This window comes from Stutzerimonas stutzeri (assembly GCF_024448695.1).
In the GTDB taxonomy this organism is placed as follows: Bacteria; Pseudomonadota; Gammaproteobacteria; order Pseudomonadales; family Pseudomonadaceae; genus Stutzerimonas; species Stutzerimonas stutzeri_T.
The window spans coordinates 1-19,893 of record NZ_JAMOHY010000013.1; the positions used below are offsets into that span (position 1 = coordinate 1).

At 61.4% G+C, this 19,893-nt stretch carries 19 protein-coding genes; 12 read left to right on the forward strand and 7 right to left on the reverse strand.

Annotation, left to right across the window (positions count from 1 at the left end; all coding sequences use genetic code 11):
* Window positions 1-53: 53 nt before the first annotated feature.
* On the reverse strand, window positions 54-1,388 hold the full coding sequence (locus tag NAV32_RS11215) for a hemolysin family protein (RefSeq protein ID WP_256052881.1): 1,335 nt from the start codon (window positions 1,386-1,388) through the stop codon (window positions 54-56).
* 181 nt (window positions 1,389-1,569) lie between these two features.
* On the opposite strand from NAV32_RS11215, the gene NAV32_RS11220 reads away from it, so the two are divergent.
* From NAV32_RS11220 to NAV32_RS11245, 6 genes are all read left to right on the forward strand, one after another.
* A complete protein-coding gene (locus NAV32_RS11220) occupies window positions 1,570-2,865 on the forward strand; it encodes a flavohemoglobin expression-modulating QEGLA motif protein (RefSeq protein WP_256052882.1) in 1,296 nt (431 codons plus the stop codon).
* Between the two features lie 35 nt (window positions 2,866-2,900).
* Window positions 2,901-3,209: a hypothetical protein gene (locus NAV32_RS11225; RefSeq protein WP_256052883.1), complete on the forward strand. Its 309-nt coding sequence runs from the start codon at window positions 2,901-2,903 to the stop codon at window positions 3,207-3,209.
* Between the two features lie 163 nt (window positions 3,210-3,372).
* The gene (locus NAV32_RS11230; protein ID WP_256052884.1) at window positions 3,373-4,290 is read left to right on the forward strand and encodes an AAA family ATPase; all 918 of its coding nucleotides are present in this window, start codon (window positions 3,373-3,375) and stop codon (window positions 4,288-4,290) included.
* A gap of 34 nt (window positions 4,291-4,324) precedes the next feature.
* Entirely contained in the window at window positions 4,325-5,278 is a 954-nt protein-coding gene (locus NAV32_RS11235) for a DUF58 domain-containing protein (protein WP_256052885.1), read from the forward strand.
* Window positions 5,278-7,275, forward strand: a complete 1,998-nt coding sequence (locus NAV32_RS11240; RefSeq protein WP_272890256.1) for a transglutaminase TgpA family protein — start codon at window positions 5,278-5,280, stop codon at window positions 7,273-7,275. The genes NAV32_RS11235 and NAV32_RS11240 overlap by 1 nt, the downstream gene beginning before the upstream one ends.
* Window positions 7,276-7,413: 138 nt before the next feature.
* Window positions 7,414-8,211 (forward strand): acyl-CoA thioesterase, encoded by a 798-nt coding sequence (locus NAV32_RS11245; protein WP_256052886.1) that lies wholly within the window; start codon window positions 7,414-7,416, stop codon window positions 8,209-8,211.
* Between the two features lie 16 nt (window positions 8,212-8,227).
* On the opposite strand, the gene NAV32_RS11250 is transcribed toward NAV32_RS11245, so the two are convergent.
* Complete coding sequence (locus tag NAV32_RS11250; protein ID WP_256052887.1) at window positions 8,228-9,034, reverse strand: TatD family hydrolase; 807 nt, start codon at window positions 9,032-9,034, stop codon at window positions 8,228-8,230.
* A 178-nt stretch (window positions 9,035-9,212) separates the two neighbouring features.
* On the opposite strand from NAV32_RS11250, the gene NAV32_RS11255 reads away from it, so the two are divergent.
* Complete coding sequence (locus NAV32_RS11255; protein WP_256052888.1) at window positions 9,213-10,622, forward strand: transglycosylase SLT domain-containing protein; 1,410 nt, start codon at window positions 9,213-9,215, stop codon at window positions 10,620-10,622.
* Window positions 10,623-10,624: 2 nt separating this feature from the next.
* Here NAV32_RS11255 and greB read toward each other — a convergent pair whose 3' ends face one another.
* The 3 genes from greB to NAV32_RS11270 form a co-directional block, all read right to left on the reverse strand.
* Entirely contained in the window at window positions 10,625-11,119 is a 495-nt protein-coding gene (gene greB, locus NAV32_RS11260) for a transcription elongation factor GreB (protein ID WP_256052889.1), read from the reverse strand.
* Window positions 11,120-11,214: 95 nt separating this feature from the next.
* On the reverse strand, window positions 11,215-13,716 hold the full coding sequence (locus NAV32_RS11265; protein ID WP_256052890.1) for an ABC transporter permease: 2,502 nt from the start codon (window positions 13,714-13,716) through the stop codon (window positions 11,215-11,217).
* Window positions 13,713-14,399 carry an ABC transporter ATP-binding protein gene (locus NAV32_RS11270; RefSeq protein WP_256052891.1) on the reverse strand — a complete coding sequence of 229 codons (687 nt, stop codon included), beginning with the start codon at window positions 14,397-14,399 and terminating at the stop codon, window positions 13,713-13,715. The genes NAV32_RS11265 and NAV32_RS11270 overlap by 4 nt, the downstream gene beginning before the upstream one ends.
* Window positions 14,400-14,409: 10 nt before the next feature.
* On the opposite strand from NAV32_RS11270, the gene NAV32_RS11275 reads away from it, so the two are divergent.
* From NAV32_RS11275 to NAV32_RS11285, 3 genes are all read left to right on the forward strand, one after another.
* Window positions 14,410-15,015 (forward strand): arylesterase, encoded by a 606-nt coding sequence (locus tag NAV32_RS11275; protein WP_272890257.1) that lies wholly within the window; start codon window positions 14,410-14,412, stop codon window positions 15,013-15,015.
* A gap of 44 nt (window positions 15,016-15,059) precedes the next feature.
* Complete coding sequence (locus tag NAV32_RS11280) at window positions 15,060-15,341, forward strand: hypothetical protein (protein ID WP_256052892.1); 282 nt, start codon at window positions 15,060-15,062, stop codon at window positions 15,339-15,341.
* Between the two features lie 68 nt (window positions 15,342-15,409).
* Window positions 15,410-16,372, forward strand: a complete 963-nt coding sequence (locus NAV32_RS11285; RefSeq protein WP_256052893.1) for a L,D-transpeptidase family protein — start codon at window positions 15,410-15,412, stop codon at window positions 16,370-16,372.
* Between the two features lie 107 nt (window positions 16,373-16,479).
* Here the strand turns inward: NAV32_RS11285 and NAV32_RS11290 are convergent, their stop codons facing one another.
* Window positions 16,480-16,734: an Lpp/OprI family alanine-zipper lipoprotein gene (locus tag NAV32_RS11290; RefSeq protein WP_037022633.1), complete on the reverse strand. Its 255-nt coding sequence runs from the start codon at window positions 16,732-16,734 to the stop codon at window positions 16,480-16,482.
* 388 nt (window positions 16,735-17,122) lie between these two features.
* On the opposite strand from NAV32_RS11290, the gene NAV32_RS11295 reads away from it, so the two are divergent.
* Complete coding sequence (locus NAV32_RS11295; RefSeq protein WP_256052894.1) at window positions 17,123-17,416, forward strand: GNAT family N-acetyltransferase; 294 nt, start codon at window positions 17,123-17,125, stop codon at window positions 17,414-17,416.
* Between the two features lie 40 nt (window positions 17,417-17,456).
* Here NAV32_RS11295 and NAV32_RS11300 read toward each other — a convergent pair whose 3' ends face one another.
* On the reverse strand, window positions 17,457-18,533 hold the full coding sequence (locus NAV32_RS11300) for a 3-deoxy-7-phosphoheptulonate synthase (protein ID WP_256052895.1): 1,077 nt from the start codon (window positions 18,531-18,533) through the stop codon (window positions 17,457-17,459).
* A 329-nt stretch (window positions 18,534-18,862) separates the two neighbouring features.
* Here NAV32_RS11300 and cysB point away from each other — a divergent pair, with 329 nt between their 5' ends.
* A complete protein-coding gene (gene cysB / locus NAV32_RS11305; protein WP_256052896.1) occupies window positions 18,863-19,837 on the forward strand; it encodes an HTH-type transcriptional regulator CysB in 975 nt (324 codons plus the stop codon).
* Window positions 19,838-19,893 lie beyond the last annotated feature (56 nt).

Genomic DNA, 19,893 nt, shown 5'->3' on the forward strand with positions numbered 1-19,893 from the left:
CTTGGTGCGGGTTTTTTCGTTAAACCAGCTGTGCAGCCGTGGCTGCAGCCGACTCAGCCTGCCGGTCTCGTGTCTTCGGCCGCCGGCTCACTGCTGTCAGGCCGTTGGTTGCGGGTGGCCATGACCTGGTCAATCCGGTAGTTGTCGACGTCCATCACCTCGAAGGTGTAATCGCCCCAGACCACGCGGTCGGTGCGCCTGGGTACGCGGCGAAGCATGGTCATCAGGAAGCCGGCGAGTGTCTCGTATTCGTCGTCGTGAGGAACGCTTTCGATATCCAGAGCCCGGCGCACATCCTGGATCGGCGTGATGCCATCGATCAGCCAGGAGTGCTCGTCGCGGCGGACAATCTGCTCCTCGTACCAGGGGGATACGAGATCACCCATGACGATGCTCATCACGTCGTTGAGTGTGATCAGGCCCACCAGCATGCTGTATTCGTTGAGGATCAGCGCAAAGGTCTCGCCGGCCTGACGGTACTGCTTCAGCACTTCGGCAAGCGTAAGGCGGTCCGGCACCACCAGCGGCTTGTGGGTCAGTGTCGGGTCGGTAAGGGAAATGGGTTTGTCGCTCAGAACGCGCTGGAACAGATCCTTGATGGTGACGTAGCCGATGATGTGATCGATGTCGCCATCGCACACCGGATACGCCGAATGGGGCTCGCTGGCGATGCGCGAACGGACCACTTCATCCGGGTCGTCATGCAGGAAGAACACCACGCTGTCGCGGTGGGTCATGGCGCTGGGCAGCGTGCGGGTTTCCAGCTCGAAGATATTCTCGATGACCTGTTGCTCGCTGGCGGCGAGGGTGCCGGCCTGAGCGCCTGCCTGAGTCATGGCCAGGATATCTTCCGAAGTGATCAGTTCTTCGCGCTTTTTAGGCAGGTTGAACAGTCTTATCAGGCCGTTGGCCAGCCACACGTAGAACAGCACCAGTGGCTTGAGCAGCGTATTGAGCAACCCCATCGGGCCGATCACCCGCAGCGCCAAATGCTCGGGGATGGCCATCGCCACCTGCTTGGGGATGAGGTCGGTAATGACGATGAATAGCGAGGTGATGATGACGAAGGAAATCACGAAACCCAGCGTGGCCGCGTGCGCGGCGGGGAAGTGGTTGGCCAGCAGTTCGGTAATCGGTGGGCTGAGCATGCCTTCGCCGACGATGCCGCCAAGAATCGCCAACGCGTTCATGCCGATCTGCACCACCGTCAGGTAGTTGCCGGGGTTCCTCTGTACCTCGATCACGCGTTGCGCCTTGTCGCTGCCTTCATCGGACAACTGGCGAAGCTTCAACGGCCGCGAGGCAGCCAGGGCGATTTCCGCCAGTGCGAAGAACGAGCTGAAAAGAATCAACAGAAACAGTAGAAGCAGGCTTTGGGTAACACTCATGGCAGGCATGTCGAAGTGGGCGAGGCGGGAGATTACCACGGTGCTGAATTGCGGTTTAGGCCCTCACGGCCTATTGCCGGGTTGGCAAGCACGGGCTGTCGCGCTGGACAAGGTGGCCGAACATCTGCACGATTCCTGCCGAGCGAATCAGCGTAGTTTGGCGCAAGCCAGCGGGAATCCGATGAACACAAGCAAGCAACTGGACGAATATCAGCTAACCATCCGGGCGTTGTCCGACCGTATCGTCATGGCGCAGACCCCGGTGCGGGTGCTGGATGCGGTGAAATGGGACGAGAGTATTCGGCAGGACTTCTTCGCCTCGGGCTGTCGCGAACTGCCGAGGATCGATCGCAACTGGTACGAAGGCCGTCCCCTGGCCTTCGATCCCAGCGCCAAGAAGGAAGAGTTCCAGAACATCGAGCGCGATATCACCCGCCAACTGGGTCAGTTCAACCCGGTGGGGCAGATCATGCGGCGCATGTGCCGGGAATATCGCATGGTCATCCGCATGCTCGAAGCGCGTGGCACCGCGGACTTCGGACTGATCTCCCAAGAGCTCTACGGCGCGGCCTCGGACGCCTTCCATGCCGGGGACCCGACGCTTGCAGATCTTGGCCTGATGCTGTCCGACTACCTCAACAACATTGCCGACCGCGGCGATCTCAAGGATGAAGCCAAGACGCTCAATGCCCAGCAGGCAGTGGACATGCTGCAGCGACGGCTGGATCTGGTGTTCGGAGAAGGCGAGGGCGTCATTCGCGTCTTTGAATCCGACGGCATCCTCGCCGACGCCGCAGCCGGCGCTGATTACATCAAGATCCGCAGTGACGCCATGTTCAACGAGCGTGACGTGCGCGCGCTGGAAGTGCACGAAGGACTGGTGCATGTAGGCACCACGCTCAACGGCCAGAACCAGCCGATCTGCACCTTTCTGGCCAAGGGCCCGCCGTCCTCGACGGTAACCCAGGAAGGCCTGGCGATCCTGATGGAGGTGATTGCCTTCGCCTCCTATCCGACCCGGCTGCGCAAGCTCACCAATCGCACCCGAGCCATCCATATGGCCGAGGAGGGCGCAGATTTCCTCGACGTCTTCGCTTTCTTCCGCGAGCAGGGTTACGACGATGAGGAGTGCTACAGCAACGCCAACCGTGTGTTCCGTGGCTCGACACCGGACGGTCTGCCCTTCACCAAAGACCTGTCCTATTTGAAGGGCTTTATCATGGTCTACAACTACATCCAGCTGGCGGTGCGCAAGGGCAAGCTGGAGCAGATCCCGCTGCTGTTCTGCGGCAAGACCACACTGGAAGACATGCGCACGCTGCGTCAGCTGGTGGACGAGGGCATGGTTGCGCCGCCTCGCTATCTGCCGCAGCAGTTCCAGGACCTCAACGCGCTGTCTGCCTGGATGTGCTTTTCCAACTTCCTCAATCACCTGAGTCTGGACCGCATCGAAGCCGATTACGCCAATATTCTCTGAATGCCCGCAAACGACCTTTCCATACGAGACTACAGATGTCCGAACGCAACCCCATCCCCTTGATTCTCACTGCCATCGGCAGTGTCTTCGGCACCATCGCCGTGCTGAGTTATTACGGCTACGTACACATCGCCAAACCCGAGGATGCGCTGCTGCTGGCTGACTACACCATGCTCAAGACCGTACCTGGCGAGGATTATCGGGTATCGCTGAAACCGGCTACTCAGATCGCGCAATGTGTCGATGGCGTCCTGGTGCTGTTTGATACCGAGCAGAAAGGTCTGACCGGAGTGCTGGTGGATAGCAGAAAGCGTGCCGTGCGCTGCATGGAACAGGGGCTTTAAGGGCGCTGATGGTGCTGACCGAATGAATTCGGCCCTGACAGGGATTGACCTGTGAAATTAGGTGTCGGCTGGCACCTTGGAACTTCGTCACAACAACTTCCAGCGCCTTTGCCTGAGGCTCCCGGTGTCAGTAGCATCGGCACCACGCACAGAGGAGAGTTGCATGCGCGCACGATTGGAAGTCTGTTTACGAGCGGTCAATGAAGTTCTGCTCGGCAAGCAATCACAGGTGCAACTGGCAATGGCCTGCCTGCTGGCGCGGGGACATCTGCTGGTGGAAGACCTGCCCGGCATGGGCAAGACTACCCTGAGCCACACTCTGGCCAGGGTTATGGGACTGGAATTTCAGCGCATCCAGTTCACTTCCGACCTGCTGCCGGGCGATATTCTCGGCACTTCAGTGTTCGATAAGGACAGCGGGCAGTTCATCTTCCATCCGGGGCCGATCTTTGCCGAGCTGGTGCTGGCCGACGAGATCAACCGCGCCACACCGAAAAGCCAGAGCGCCCTGCTTGAGGCGATGGAGGAGGGCCAGGTCACCATCGAGGGCGCCACCCGCCCACTACCAGACCCCTTTTTTGTAGTTGCTACGCAGAATCCGGTCAGTTCCGGCGGCACCTTCGCCTTGCCGGAATCGCAGCTGGATCGTTTTCTCATGCGGCTGTCGCTGGGCTATCCGGCGAAAGCGGCGGAAAAGGCGTTGCTGCTGGGTGATTCGCGCCGTGACCTGCTGGCGCGGCTGGAGCCAGTGCTCGATCGCGCCACACTGGTGGCAATTCAGAGTGCGGTGAGCCAGGTTCGTGTCAGCGATGCATTGGTCGATTATGTGCTACGGCTGGTCGAAGCGACACGCACGCAGCCACAGTTTGCCTGGGGACTGTCGCCACGCGGCAGCCTTGCCTTGCTGGCAGCGGCACGCGCCTGGGCCTATCTGGATGATCGCGACTATGTGATCCCCGAGGATGTGCAGGCGGTGCTGCCCTCGGTAGCCGGACACCGGCTGCGCGAACGCGCCGATGCCGGCGGTCATGGTGGCGGGGCGCTGGTGCAGTGGCTGCTGCGCGAAGTGCCGGCGCTCTGATGCTGCCTCGCTCAATTCGCCAGCAATGCGCACCATGAGGCTGCTGCCGCGTACCCGCGAGCGCTGGTTGCTCAAACGCATTCCGCCAGGACCCAACGTACGCCTCGACCAGCGACGGATTTTCATCATGCCCAGCGCAGTCGGCATGGCTTTCATGGTCGCTTTGTTGCTGATGCTGGTCGCGGCCATCAACTATCAGAACAGCCTGGCCTATGCGCTGACCTTTCTGCTTGGTTCGGTGTTCGTGGTGACCATCCTGCACACCTGGCGCAACCTGGCCGGCCTGGTGCTGCAGGCCGGTGGTGCGGATGCGGTATTTCTCGGAGAACAGGCCCGCCTGCGGATCAGGCTGGAAAGTCGTGGCCGTCTGTATCAGGCCGTCGCGCTGGGCTGGCCGGCTGGCGAGCTGCAGCGGGTCGATGTGCCTGCTGGTGGCACCTGCGAGGTCGAAGTCAGCCTGCCGAGCGAACGCCGTGGCTGGCTGAGACCCGGTCGTTTGAGGATTGAAAGCCGCTTTCCGCTGGGGCTGTTGGTCGCCTGGAGCTGGGTTGATCTGCAGCTGGCGGCGCTGGTTTATCCTCGGCCGGTGGAGGGCGATCTGCCGCACGCCGTCGGCCTGGATGATGAGGATGAAGGCAGTCGTGCGCAGGGCCAAGGCGTGGATGATTATCAGGGTCTGCGAAACTGGCAGCCGGGTGACTCGCGGCGGCGGCTGCACTGGAAAGCCTTTTCCCGCGGTCAGGGATTGCTGGTGAAGGAGTTTTCCGCACTGGTCGGGCAGGAACCGCTGCTCGATCTGGATTCACTCGATGGTGATCTGGAGGCGCGGCTATCACGGCTTTGTCATTGGGTTGTCGAGCTGTCGGCTCGCCAGCAACCCTTCACTTTGCGTCTTTCCGAACTGACAATTGGCCCGGATGCAGGCGCCGACCATCGCAGCCGTTGCCTGCGCGAGCTTGCGTTGTTTGGTCAAGAGGAGCAGGGCTGATGAGCAGCATCCAGCCCATCCCCCGCAACGGCCTGGTCTGGCTGCTGGTAGCGCAGGTGCTGGTAATCCTGCCGCACCTGGGGCATCTGCCGCTGTGGATCATCGGTCTCTGGCTCGGTTGCGCGACGTGGCGGATACGCATATTCCGCATGCAGGCGCGCTATCCGCGTGGCTGGATGAAGGCGCTGATGATGATCGGCGCCGGCTTCGGCGTATATTTTTCACGCGGCAGCCTGATCGGGCTGGAAGCCGGCGTGGTACTGCTGATCGCAGCGTTCATTCTCAAGCTGGTGGAAATGCGCAGCCGCCGAGATGCACTGGTACTGGTTTTCCTTGGTTTCTTCATAGTGGTCACCAGCTATCTGTTCAACGACAGCCTGCTGGCCGGGCTCTACAGCCTGCTGCCGGTCACGGCGCTGCTGGCGGCAATGATCGGTCTGCAGCAGAGCGCTGGGGGAACTCATCCCTGGCCCACGCTGCGGCTGGCCGGTTCGCTGCTGCTGCAGGCGGTACCGCTGATGCTGCTGCTGTTCGTGCTGTTCCCGCGGTTCGGCCCGCTCTGGTCGTTGCCGCAGCCGAAGGAGCGGGCGGTTTCCGGGCTGGCCGACAGCATGTCGCCGGGCGATATCGCCGAGTTGAGCCGCTCTGCCGCGTTGGCCTTCAGGGCCAGCTTCGAGGGACCGATCCCCGAGCGGGATCGCCTGTACTGGCGCGCCGTTACCTTCGAGCGTTTCGATGGCCGGCGCTGGTCTCAGTCCTTCGCCGCCCAGGTGCCCCAGGCGCCGCAATGGACCCCGCGCGGCACGCCGCTGCGCTACAGCATCGTCATGCAGCCCAGCGGTCGTCCCTGGCTGTATGCGCTGGATGTGGGCGAGGTCGCGGCGGACGACGTGCGCCTGATGAGCGACTTCCATCTGCAGCGTCGGCATCCGGTGGACAAGCCCTTGCTCTACCAGGCCACTTCCTGGCCGGACGCCCTGCGTGAGCCTAAGCCCTTGCCGGCCACCCTGGAGCGTTCCCTGCAGCTTCCCGGCGAAGGCAACCCGCGCGCACGTAGCTGGGCGGCACAACTGCGGCGTGAACATCAGGATCCCGAAGCGGTGGTGCAGGCGCTGTTGCGGCATTTCAACCGGCAGCCCTACGGTTACACGCTGCGACCGCCGCCGGTAGGCAGTGAAATTGTCGATGACTTCCTGTTCGAGACCCTCAACGGCTTCTGCATCCACTACGCAGGGGCGATGACCTTCGTTCTTCGTGCCGCCGGGATTCCCGCGCGGGTGGTCGCGGGCTACCAGGGCGGAGAATTAAATCCCGCCGGTAACTATCTGTCGGTGCGCCAGCTCGACGCCCATGCCTGGGTTGAATACTGGATTGACGAGCGTGGCTGGGTCAGTGTGGATCCGACCTTTCAGGTCGCCCCGGAACGCATCGAGATGGGGCTTGAGGAGGCGCTGGTCGATGAGCAGGGCCTGCTTCAGGAGTCACCGATGACCCTGCGTCGCTACCGTGATATCGGCTGGCTGAACGAGCTGCGCTTTGGCTGGGAGAACCTCAACTACGGGTGGCAGCGCTGGGTTCTCGATTATCAGGGTGAGCGTCAGCTGCGAACTCTGGAGAGGATGTTCGGCAATATCGATGCGCGTCAGCTGGGGCTGCTGCTGGTCGCTTGCGCAGCCGTACTGATCGCACTGCTGGCTCTGCTGCTGCTCAAACCCTGGAAGTTCGAGCGTGATCCGCAGTTGCGTCTGTACCGTCGTTTCGAGCGCCTTCTGGCGCGACGCGGCGTGATCCGCCAGGACGGCGAAGGGGCGCGCGACTTCGCCGAACGGGCGGCACTCCAACTGCCCTCCATGGCTGAAACCATCGGTGAGTTTGCCCTGCTGTACGAGCGGGCACGCTATGCCGGCGAGGCGGTGGACAGGAACAGGATGCAGAATGTGCTGGCGAGGCTTGGACGACGCCTGCCGTGGCGTTCCGGGGTGCGTGAGACGCTGTAGGGTCAGCTTCATTCGGTTCGCTACGGTTGAGGCCGAGTGAATCCGGCCCGGATTGACCAATATTCCCGGCCAGGCTGCGCGCGCATGCCGGCGGCCCGAGGCTAAGATGACGACCGATAACCCGCTTCAGAGGCAGACATGACCCTTTCCGAACTGATACAAGCCGTGCGCGACAAACCACAGGAGCTTGTCGTGCCCGCCAGCTGGGGGCAGGGCCGAGCGGGCTTTGGCGGGCTGGCGGCGGCGCTGGTGTACGAGACGATGCAGGCGCAGGTGCCGGAAGACCGTCCGGTACGCTCACTGGCCATCACCTTTGTCGGCCCGCTGCTGGTGGACACTCCGGTCAGTTTCGAGGCCCAGGTGCTGCGTGAAGGCAAGGCAGTCAGCCAGGTGCTCGGTCGGGCCATGCAGGACGGCCAGGTAGTGACGCTGGTGCAAGGCAGTTTCGGTGCTGCCCGCACGTCCGTCGTAGCGGTAGAGGCCGAGCCGGCCCCGAGCATGCCGGCGCTGGAGGCCTGTCATGAGTTGCCCTACATACCCGGTGTCACCCCTGAATTCACCCGACACCTGTCCATGCGCTGGGGCATTGGCGGCCTGCCGTTCAGCGGTAACACTTCGCGGGAAATGGGCGGGTGGGTGCGTCAGCGTGGCGAAATAGCACGCGAACCCTTGACTGTCGCGCATCTACTGGCGCTGGTGGACGCCTGGCCTCCCGCCGTGCTGCCACACCTCAAAGGCTTTGCCCCTGGTAGTTCGCTGACCTGGACCATTGAGTTCATCCAGCCGCAGCCAGACGTCAATACCCATGACTGGTGCCAGTACCGCGCCGTGATCGAGCACGCGCGCAACGGCTATGGCCATTGTGCCGCCGCGCTCTGGAGCCCGCAGGGCGAGTTGCTGGCTCTGAGCCGGCAAACAGTGACGGTTTTTGGCTGACGAAGTGCTGTGACTGTCAGGTCGACGGCAGAGACGGAATTCGGAAAAACTGCTGCGCGCAGGCCGTGCTGGTCGCTGCCAGTTCCTGTTCGCTCACACTGCGATGCCGTGCGACTTCACGCAGGACCTCGGGAAGAAAGGCAGGCTCGTTGTGCTTGGGCCGGGGGCGCAGCGTGCGCGGCAGCAGGTAGGGCGCATCGCTTTCAAGCATCAGTCGATCGCTGGGAATTTCACGAACCAGCGGATGCAGATGCGTTCCGCGGCGCTCGTCGCAGATCCAACCGGTGATGCCGATGTGCAGATCAAGGTCGAGATAGGCATAAAGCGCGCGTTTTTCACCCGTGAAGCAGTGCACCACGGCAGCGCTGAGCTGGTCGCGAAAGGACCGGACGATGTCCGCCAGGCGCTGGTCGGCCTCGCGCTCATGGAGAAAGACCGGCAGGCCGGTCTCCACCGCCAGTTGCAGTTGTTCTTCGAGGACGCGCTCCTGCTGTGCGCGTGGCGAAAGGTCGCGATGGAAGTCCAGCCCGCATTCGCCGACCGCGTGAACTTCGGGTTCGGCGAGCAATTGCTGGAGTGCCGTCGCGCTCTGTGAAGACCATTGGCTGGCTTCGTGGGGGTGTATACCGGCAGTGCAAAAGAGTCGCTGGCCGCTTTCGTCCATTTCGCGGCAGAGCATCAGAGCTGCTTCGCTTTCGCTCAGGCTGGTGCCGGTCAGTACCATTTGCATGACACCCGCGTCGTAGGCGCGGTCAAGGACGGCGCGAGGATCGCGACGGAAAGTCGGATGAGTCAGATTGACGCCAATGTCGACAAGCTGCATGAAAGCCTCATATATGAAATTAAAATATAACTATAAAAATCAATAATTTAAATTATATAGCTCAAGTTGTATGTCGGTCTTGGCTGGCGAGTGGACCGTTGCTGTGAGAACCTTCGCCGCCTTGCGCCAGGTCTGGCCGCACGCATCTTGTTCAATTTTGAGCCGATATTTATCGCTGATGACCCGATTACTGCCTCTGATGCTTTGTCTGCTGGTGCTTGCGCCCTGGCCGGCGGTTGCGCGCGTGGTCGGTCCGCAGGCCTGGCAGGCGTCGGATACGGTACGCGATCTGGCACAGATTCGCCGCAGCGGTGTGTTGCGTGTGCTGGTGAATCAGAGCCGCAACAGCTCCGGTGAAGTGAAGGGCGAAGCCATTGGCGTCGAGTATGTTCGCTTGCGAGCCTTCGAGCAGTTTCTCAATCGCGACTCGAAAGGGCGTACGGTCACTCTGGAAGTCATCCCCAAGGCAAAGGACCAACTCCTCGCGGCCCTGCAAAGAGGCGAAGGGGATCTGGTGGCGCCGGGCGAGTTGCTTGATCGAGGAACGATGCGCCAGGTGAGTCGCACGCGTGCGGTTGTGAAGCAGGTGCCGATGGTGTTGGTTACACGCCAGGGCAGCCGGCGCTACACACAGCTGCAACAATTCTCGGGGCGCAGTCTGGCATTACCGGCAGGCAGCGTCGCCGGTAGCGCGCTGGAAAAGGTCAACCGGGAATTGATGCAGGGCGGACGTGCGCCCATCGTTGTCGAGTGGGTCGATTCGACGCTCGCCGTGGAAGACGTGCTGGAAATGGTGCAGGCCGGTATTTACCCGGCCACCATCGTTGAGCAGCCGATTGCCGAGCGTTGGGCGAAGGTGTTGCCGAAGCTTCGTATCGAGTCGCACCTGACGCTGGGTGAGCACGCAGGCATGTACTGGTTCGTACGCCAGGAAGCGAGCATGTTGCGCGCCAGCGCAGACCGTTTTCTGGCGAACTACCGCGTCCCGGATAATCAGGATGCCGCCTTCGTTCGGGTATATCGACGTCTGTATCGAGTGCAGTATCCGCTTGACGCCATTGGTCGGCAGCGTCTGGAAAAGGTTCGTTCGACACTGCAACACCATGGCCGACAGCAGGATATCGACTGGCTGAACCTGGCGGCGTTGGCCTTCAAGGAATCGACCCTTAACCCGGCAGCCCGAGGCGCTTCGGGCGCCACCGGGCTGATGCAGATGACACCCGCCACAGCGCGCAGCATGGGCGTCGGTGATATCGGCAAGCTGGAGAACAATGTGCTGGCAAGCGCCAGGTATCTGGCCAGTATCCGCCGGGATTTCTTCGCCAGCCCCAGGCTCAATGAACGTGAGCGCATGGCGTTCATCCTCGCTGGCTACAACATGGGACCCCAGCGGGTACAGAGCATGCGCGCCGAGGCCCGCCGTCGAGGCCTCAACCCGGATCAATGGTTCTTCCAGGTCGAACGTATTGCCATGGAAACCATGGGCATGGGGGTGGTGAGTTACGTCAATGCCGTGAACAAGTACTACCTGGCATACAACCGGGAGCGCTATCTGCTGGAGGCAGGGCCGCAGAGCGCATCCAATTAAGCTCAGTACTCGATCGCGACGATGTACCAGAGCCTGGGGCCGGTTGGCGTCTGGACCTGCACTTCGGCATCCAGCGGCTTGCCTACCAGGGCTCTGGCCAACGGCGAATCGATGCTGATCAGGCCCTGCCTGAGATCCAGTTCGTCCGGGCCGACTATGCGATAGCGTGCCTGCTCGCCGTCCTCATCCTCGACGGTCACCCAGGCGCCGAAGTACACCTTGCCGGGGTCGCCTGGCCGTTCGCTGACCACCTTGAGCTTCTCCAGCCGCTTGGTAAGAAAGCGCACACGGCTGTCGATCTCCCGCAGCATCTTCTTGCCATAGGTGTATTCGGCGTTTTCCGAACGATCGCCTTGCGCGGCGGCTTCACTTACTGACTGCGTCACCTGTGGGCGCTTGACGTGCCATAGCTCATGCAACTCGGCACGCAGTCGCGCCTCACCTTCAGGGGTAATCAGCGGGGTGCCGGCAGGGCGCGGTGGACGGTAACGGCTCATGAACTATCCGGTTCGGCTATGGAGGCCGGACATTGTAAGCCAGCTGCCCGTTTCAGCTAGCGGCACCTTATGGAACGGGCGATGGCTCCAATGATTCAATCCTCGCGCAGCACACTCAGTGGACTGGCGTTCAGCGCGCGGCGCGTACCGATCACGCCCGCCCCACCGACCAGCAGGGCGCCGATCAGCGGCAAAACCAGCAGCCAGGGATGCGGCTGCCAGCGCAGGTCGAAGACGAAGTGGTAGAGCAGGGCGCTGACCAGTTCACAGCCCAGCGCGGCCAGTAGACCGCTGGCCGCGCCGAGTACGCCGAACTCGGCGCGCCGGGCCTTGAGCAAGAGCTTGCGCTCGGCGCCCAGCGCCCGCAGCAAGGCACCCTGGCGAATGCGTTCGTCGAGGGTTGCCTGCAGACCGGCGAACAGCACGGCAAGGCCCGCCGCCAGGACAAACATCAGCACGTATTCCACGGCCAGCGAGACTTGCGCGAGGATGCTGCGCAGCTGGCCGAGCAGGGCCTCGACCTGAAGGATCGTTGCAGAGGGGAAATCGCGTGCGAGCTGTACCAGTTCGCGGTCCTTGCCGGGCGGCAGGTGGAAACTGGTCATATACGTAGCGGGGACGTCCTGCAGCGTGTGCGGCTCGAAGATCATGTAGAAGTTGGGTTGGAAGCTGTCCCAGTTCACTTCACGCAGGCTGATCACGCTGACGTCACGGGTGATGCCGCCCACGGTGAAACTCAGACGATCACCCAGTTTCACCGTCAGGCTCTCGGCCAGCTCTGCTTCCACCGACACGCCGGGCAGCTCACCAGGCTCATCATTCCACCAGCGGCCTGCGGTCAGGCGATTGTCCGCCGGCAGTTCACTGGCCCAGGTCAGGCTCAGGTCCCGGCGGATTGCCCGTTCGCCCTGGCTTTCCTTGCTGACGACCTGCCGTACCGGTTCGCCATTGATGGCTACGAGACGTCCCGGCACCACTGGATACAGTGGGGCTGAATGATCGGACAGGGCCGCGATGCGCTCGCCGAAGGCGGCACTGTCCGCCGGCAACACGTTCAGTACGAAATGGTTGGGGGCGTCTTCGGGCAGCTGTTCCTGCCAGGTGTCGAGCAGTTCGCCGCGCAGCAGCGCGATCAGTGCCATGGCCAGCAGGATCAGGCCAAAGGCCAGTGACTGACCGGCAGCAGCCAGCGGATGGCGCAGCAACTGGCCGAGCCCCAGGCGCCAGGGCAGGGAGGCTCCTGACAGCGTCCGGCGCAGTCCCTGCAAAGTCAGCAACAGCAGGCCACCGAGCACCAGCGTGGCGAGCAGGCCACCACCGAGCAGGGCCAAGGTGATTTTCAGATCCAGGCTCAGACGCCACATGATCAGCCCCAGAGCGACAATGGCTGCGCCGTATACCAACCAGGTACTGGGCGGCACCGGCAGCATGTCGCGGCGCAGCACACGCAGCGGAGGCACACGCCCCAGTGCAGCCAGCGGTGGCAGGGCGAAGCCGGCCAGGGCCACCAGCCCCGTGGCGATGCCGGCCAAGGCCGGCCAGAGAGTTGCTGTGGGAATTTCGCTGACCACCAGATCACGCAGCAGGAAGAACAGCCCGTGCTGCGCCGCCCAGCCCAGCAGCGCACCGACTATGCTGGCCAATGCGCCGAGATAGGCCAACTGCAAGGTATAGAGCAGCAGCGCTTCGCGACGGGACAGTCCGAGGCAGCGCAGCAGCGCGCTGGCATCGAAACGACGTGAAGCAAAGCGCGAGGCGGACAAGGCCACGGCAACCCCGGCGAGCAACACCGCCGCCAGGCTGGCCAGGTTCAGGTAGCGCTCGGCACGGCCCAGGGCGCCGCCAATCTGGCGATTGCCGTCTTTCGCAGTTTCGATGCGCTGGTGAGGCTGAAGATCAGCCTGGATGGCCTGCTGATAGGCTTGCAGCTGTGATGCCGGACCGCGCCAGAGTTCGCGGTAGCTCACGCGGCTGCCAGGCTGAACCACGCCGGTCGCCTGCAGGTCATCGATATGCATCAATACGCGCGGCGTCAGACTGTAGAAGTCACCCACGCGATCAGGTTCATAGGTCAGTACGCGAGTCAGTTGCAGCGGCTTGTTGCCGACCTCGATCAGGTCGCCGACCTGCAGATCCAGCGCCGCGAACAGGCGTGCTTCGGCCCAGGCTTCGCCGGGCTGCGGACCCTGACTGGCCTGTTCGGGCTGATAGGGCGCTGCTGCGCTGCGCAGTTCGCCACGCAGCGGATAATGGCTGTCGGCGGCCTTGACGCTGGCCAGTTGCAGGTTGTCGTCGGTGGCGATGACGCTGGAGAACTCCACTACGCGGGCATGATCAAGCTGCAGTCGGCTACCTGCTTCGATCTGCTCCGGTGCGGCAGGAGCGCTGCCGCGCACGACCAGGTCGGCACCGAGGAATTCGGTGGCGCGCAAGAGCATGGCGTCATTCAAGCGGGCGCCGAAATAACCGATGGCAGTACTGGCTGCCACTGCGATCAGTAGCGCACAGAAAAGCACGCGCAATTCGCCCGAGCGCGCATCACGCAGGAGTTGGCGCAGGGCGAGGGTAGCCAGCCGGCTGATGGGTACGCGCTTCATCGGCTCTGCTCGTCGTCGACCCGTCGGCCGCCTTCCAGCCGCAGCAGATGCTGGCAACGCTGGGCCAGACGTTCATCATGGGTCACCAGCACCAGTGTGGTAGCGCGCTCACGGTTCAGCTCGAAGAGCAGTTCGGTGATGTTCGCGCCCGTGTGACTGTCGAGATTGCCGGTCGGCTCGTCGGCAAACAGCACTTCGGGTTCGGCGGCGAAGGCGCGGGCGACGGCAACGCGCTGTTGCTCGCCACCAGACAGCTGTCGCGGGTAGTGGTGCAGGCGCGCGCCCAGGCCGACGCGCTCGAGCAGTTCGCTGGCCTTCGTCTGGGCATCACGACGACCGTGCAGTTCCAGCGGCAGCATGACGTTTTCCAGTGCATTGAGGCTGTCGAGTAGCTGGAAGGACTGGAAAACGAAGCCGACATGCTCGGCCCGGACCCTGGCGCGTTGATCCTCATCCAGTTCCCCGAGCCGATGGCCGGCCAGAGTCACCTCGCCGGAACTGGGCAGATCCAGCCCGGCAAGCAGACCGAGCAGGGTGGATTTGCCCGAGCCGGAGGTGCCAATGATGGCCAGGCTGTCACCCTTGTCCAGGCTCAGTGACACTTCGTCGAGGATGGCCAGTTCACCTTCCGCGCTGGGTACCACTTTGCTAAGGTTCCGGGCATTGAGAATGCTGTCGCTCATGGAGATTCCGATGCGAATGTGGCTGAAAGGTGGGGTGCTGGTCTTGCTGTGCTGGGTCCAGGGCGCCCTGGGTGGGACGGTTCTGGTGGTCGGGGATAGTATCAGTGCCGCTTTCGGCCTGGAAACCAGCCAGGGCTGGGTGCACATGCTCCAGCAACGGCTGGATTCTGAGGCCCCCGAGTATCAGGTGGTGAATGCCTCAATCAGTGGCGACACCACGGCGGGCGGGCGTTCCAGGCTGCCGACCCTGCTTGATGAGCATGCTCCTGCCATCGTGATTCTGGAGCTTGGAGGCAATGATGGCTTGCGCGGGCAGTCGCCAGTGCAATTGAAACAGAATCTTGCGGCGATGGTTGAGCAGTCGCAGGAAGTGGGAGCCCGGGTGGTGTTGCTTGGCATGCGCATGCCGCCCAATCTGGGTCAGCGTTATACCACGGCATTCGCCAAGGCCTTCGACTCGCTCGCTGCCGAACAGGAACTGCCCTATGTGCCTTTCTTTCTCGAAGGCGTGGGTGGTGTTGCACAGATGATGCAGGCTGACGGCATCCATCCCACGGCTGCCGCCCAGCAGCGACTGCTGGACAACCTATGGCCGGTGCTCGAACCCTTGCTTTGAGCCAGCGGCGCAGATAGTGTCGCGCCCCTCGATTGGAGCCTCCAATGCCTCGTCCAGCCTGGTCCCTTTTTGCCTACCGCCTCATCGTCCCGGACGAGCAGTTCGACCTGTTCGCCTGTCGCGAGAATCGTCTGCATCTGGCCCTGCGCCAGTTGGAACTGAATGGTCAGGCTGATCGCACCCTATGTGGTGGTTTTCTACCGGCAAAGCCGCGCTGGCAGGATCTGGAACGCAGTCTGCTGAAAGATCAGCGGCTTTGTCCGACTTGTCGCGAGACGCTCGGCGCGCAGCGTCGGGGGTTCGCTTCGGTCCTCAATGCCTGGTAGCTCGGCGCTCGCTTTGCCTTCGAGTACAATCGCCCAAAATAGCCTTCCCCATTTCCAAGGAAACCCGAATGCTCCCGCGTGCCTCTGCAGTCGCCTCCTGTATGTCACTTACTGCCTTGCTGTGGGCCGGACAGTCTGTAGCGCTCGAATTGCCGCTGCCGCCCGAAGGCGAGGATATAGTGGGCGAGATTCAGGTCATCAAGGCCAAGTATGAAGACACCTTCGCGGCCCTTGGCGAGACCCATGATTTGGGCTACCTGGAGCTTGTTGCAGCGAATCCGGGGGTCGATCCCTGGCTGCCAGGCGAAGGCACCGACATCATTCTGCCAACACGTTTCATTCTCCCGCCGGGCCCGCGTGAAGGCATCGTGATCAACCTTGCCGAGTACCGCCTGTATTACTACCCGGAAGGTCAGTCAGTGGTGCATACCTATCCCTTGGGCATCGGGCGCGAAGGCTGGGGATCGCCGGTGGGCAATACACGCATTTCCGCGATGACCAGCAACCCGGCCTGGTATCCGCCCCAGTCGATTCGCGATGAGCATGCCGCGGATGGTGATCCACTGCCGAGGGTGGTGCCGCCAGGCCCTGACAACCCGCTGGGCCCCTACAAGATGACCCTGGCAATGCCGGGTTATCTCATTCACGGGTCAAACAAGAAGTTCGGTATTGGCATGCGTGTCAGTCATGGCTGTTTCCGCATGCTCAATCACAACGTTCTCGAGCTTGCCGGACGGGTCAAGGTAGGTACGCCGGTGCGCATCATTGATGAGCCGTACAAGTTCGGTGTCAGTCAGGGCAAGGTCTACCTTGAAGCTCACACACCGCTGCAGGAAGAAAACCAGCACATGACGCTCATGGACAAGCATGCCGTGGTGATCAATACACTGCTCGACGAAGAACATGATGCGAGCGCGCTACGGCTGGATTGGGAAATGGTGCGCGAGGTCATTGCGGGAGAAGATGGCTTGCCCATTCAGATTGCCGAGCAGGGCCAGGCTCTGGTGAGTCATGAGGAGTCTGTTTTCTAAACGTTTGATATGCCTCGCCTATAAAAAAGCCGACCTGTTTAAGGTCGGCTTTTTTACGCCTGTAATCCGTCCTGAATGCATTTCAGCCTTCAGGACGGCACAGAGGTTCACTTGCGGCTGGCGCGTTCCAGCATGCGCAGTGCACGCTCGTTGGCTTCGTCAGCGGTCTGCTGAGCCTTCTGAGCGGCCTGCAGAGCTTCGTCAGCCTTGCTGTATGCTTCGTCAGCACGAGCCTGGGCGCGGGCAGCAGCATCTTCAGTAGCGGTCAGACGAGCTTCGCCTTCTTGAGTCATGCTGTTGCTGCAACCAGTCGCCAGTACTGCAGCGAAAGCCAGAGCAGAAAGTTTCAGAACGTTGTTCATCGTGTTCCCCTTGAAATGAAATCCATGACAACTTCCATTATCGAAAGTTGGCGGGCACATACTACCGATAAGTTTCGCCAAGTAAACTGAGGCAGACACCTGTCAGCACAGTTTTTTATGCGAACTCGCCTGTTTTTCATTGGCGGCTGACCTGTCTGGTTGAAAAACAACCAAAGCCAGCTTTTTTATCCATTGGATTGACTCTCTTGGTAAGCGAAAGTTGCACTCCAGACCCGATTGGCGAATGCCTTTAATGCGCTGCATACGGCATCTGGCGGACGGTTTGACGGTGTAGAGGGTGCAAGGGTATGGCGCACACTGTTCGCTGGATGCATTATCGGCAGTGTTCTTGAGAGGCAACCAAACCAACCTGCACCAAGGAGGCGAGATGAGCGACACAGTGACCATCCACCATGATCGGGCAGGCCACCAATTCGAGACGACCGTGGATGGTCATCGTGCCTATCTGGCTTATATGGATCTGGGCAAGCAAACCCTGGATATCTACCGGACTTTCGTTCCCGATGCGCTACGCGGTCGAGGCATCGCTGCCGTTCTGGCCAGGCATGCGCTGGAGTACGCCGAACATGAGGGCTATACGGTCATTCCCTCCTGCTCGTACGTGGAGCGCTATATAGAGCGGCATGCCAAAGCGGAAGACAGTACCGATAACCAGGTTTAAAAAAACGCCGTAATCGGCGTTTTTTTACTCGTTTCTTCGCTTAACCGCGCGCCCGCTTGGGCAGTACCTCGACGAGCTTGGCATGCATGCCGAGAATGGCCTTCTCGGTGGTATCCCAGTCGATGCAGGCATCGGTGATGGACACGCCGTATTTCAGGTCCGCCAGATCCTTGGGAATCGACTGGTTGCCCCAGCCCAGGTGGCTTTCGACCATCAGCCCGACGATGGAGTTGTTGCCTTCCAGAATCTGGTTGGCGACGTTGTCCATCACCAGCGGTTGCAGGGCCGGGTCCTTGTTGGAGTTGGCGTGGCTGCAGTCAATCATGATGTTGGGGGCAATCTTGGCCCTGGCCAGTTCCTGTTCGCACACCGCAACGCTGACCGAATCGTAGTTGGGCTTGCCGTTGCCGCCGCGCAGCACCACGTGGCCGTAGCGGTTGCCCTTGGTGGTGACAATGGAGGACACGCCAGCCTGGTTGATACCGAGGAAGCGGTGCGGGCTGGAGACTGATTGCAGGGCGTTGACCGCCACCGTCAGGCTGCCGTCGGTGCCGTTTTTGAAGCCAACCGCCGAGGACAGGCCTGATGCCATTTCACGGTGGGTCTGGGATTCGGTGGTGCGCGCGCCGATGGCGGACCAGCTGATCAGATCCTGCAGGTATTGCGGGGAGATCGGGTCCAGGGCTTCGGTAGCGGTGGGCAGGCCCATCTCGGCCAGATCGAGCAGCAGCTTGCGGCCAATGTGCAGGCCGTCCTGGATCTTGAACGAGTCATCCATGTAGGGATCGTTGATCAGACCCTTCCAGCCTACGGTAGTGCGCGGCTTCTCGAAGTAGACGCGCATGATCAGGTAGAGGCTGTCGGACACCTTGTCGGCCAGCACCTTGAGGCGTTCGGCATATTCATGGGCGGCCTTGAGATCGTGAATCGAGCAGGGGCCGATCACCACGAACAGGCGATGATCCTTGCCATCGAGGATGTCACGAACGACCTGCCGTCCTTCGGAAACGGTCTTCAATGCGGATGCCGTGAGCGGGAGTTCCCGCTTCAACTGCTCCGGTGTGATCAGGGTTTCGTTGGAGAAAACGTTGAGGTCATCGATCGGTAAATCAGCCATCGTGTTACTCGTCAGGGTCACGGGTGCCGTCCGCCAGCCATCCCGGTGCGGCGGAACAGGGCCTGGGGCGCAGCGGGGAGGCGGAACCTTATCGCGTATTGAGTCGCCTCGACAATGACCTTGAAGTCGCAAGGCCTTGTCTGGCAGCCGGTTGGTAGTGGTTTTGTGCCGGACTGCTAAGCTCAAGCGAAGCCAGTGAGTCCACGCTGCCTGCAAGAATCTGAGCGGGCAAGGCCCGGATAAATGATCTAGAATCGAGCACTATCTATGCACAACAGTTATAAGTAAGTGACGGCTACCGGATGTCACCGCTATTTTGAGGGATTTCTATGAAGCTTCAACAACTGCGTTACATCTGGGAGGTGGCGCATCATGACCTCAATGTCTCAGCCACCGCACAAAGCCTGTTCACTTCACAGCCTGGCATCAGCAAGCAGATTCGCCTGCTCGAGGATGAGCTGGGCGTCGAGGTATTCGCCCGCAGCGGCAAGCATCTGACACGTGTCACGCCTGCCGGCGAGCGGATCATCACCACGGCTGGCGAAATCCTGCGCAAATGCGAAAGCATCAAGCAAATTGCCCAGGAATTTTCCAATGAGAAGAAGGGCACGCTGAGCATCGCCACCACCCATACCCAGGCTCGTTATGCCTTGCCGAGGGTCATCAGCCGGTTCATCAGCCAGTACCCCGACGTTTCCCTGCACATGCACCAGGGCACGCCGTTGCAGATTGCAGAAATGGCGGCAGACGGAACCGTGGATTTCGCCATCGCCACCGAGGGACTGGAGCTGTTCGGTGACCTCGTGATGATGCCTTGCTACCGCTGGAATCGTTGCGTGGTGGTGCCGCAGGGTCATCCTCTGGCGAAGCTGGAAAAGCTGACGCTGGAAGCACTTGCCGAGCACCCCATCGTGACCTATGTGTTCGGCTTTACGGGTCGTTCCAAGCTCGATGAGGCCTTCAGCCATCAAGGGCTGTCACCCAAGGTGGTGTTCACAGCAGCGGATGCCGACGTCATCAAGACTTATGTGCGGTTGGGCCTGGGTGTTGGCATCGTGGCGCAGATGGCTGTCGATGCCACGCTCGATCCTGATCTGGTGGTACTGGATGCCAGTGAGCTGTTCGAGGCCAGTGTCACCAAGATCGGCTTTCGTCGAGGCACCTTTCTGCGCGGGTTCATGTGCGACTTCATCGAAGCCTTCGCACCGCATCTGGATCGCGAGATGCTCGACAAGGCTGTGAAGTGTCGCAACAAGCTTGAATTGGAAGAGCTGTTTCAGGACGTCGAGCTACCCACGTACTGATCAAAGCATGGCTGCGGCCAGGGCCGAATTCATTCGACCCTAGCTGTAGTCGGTGA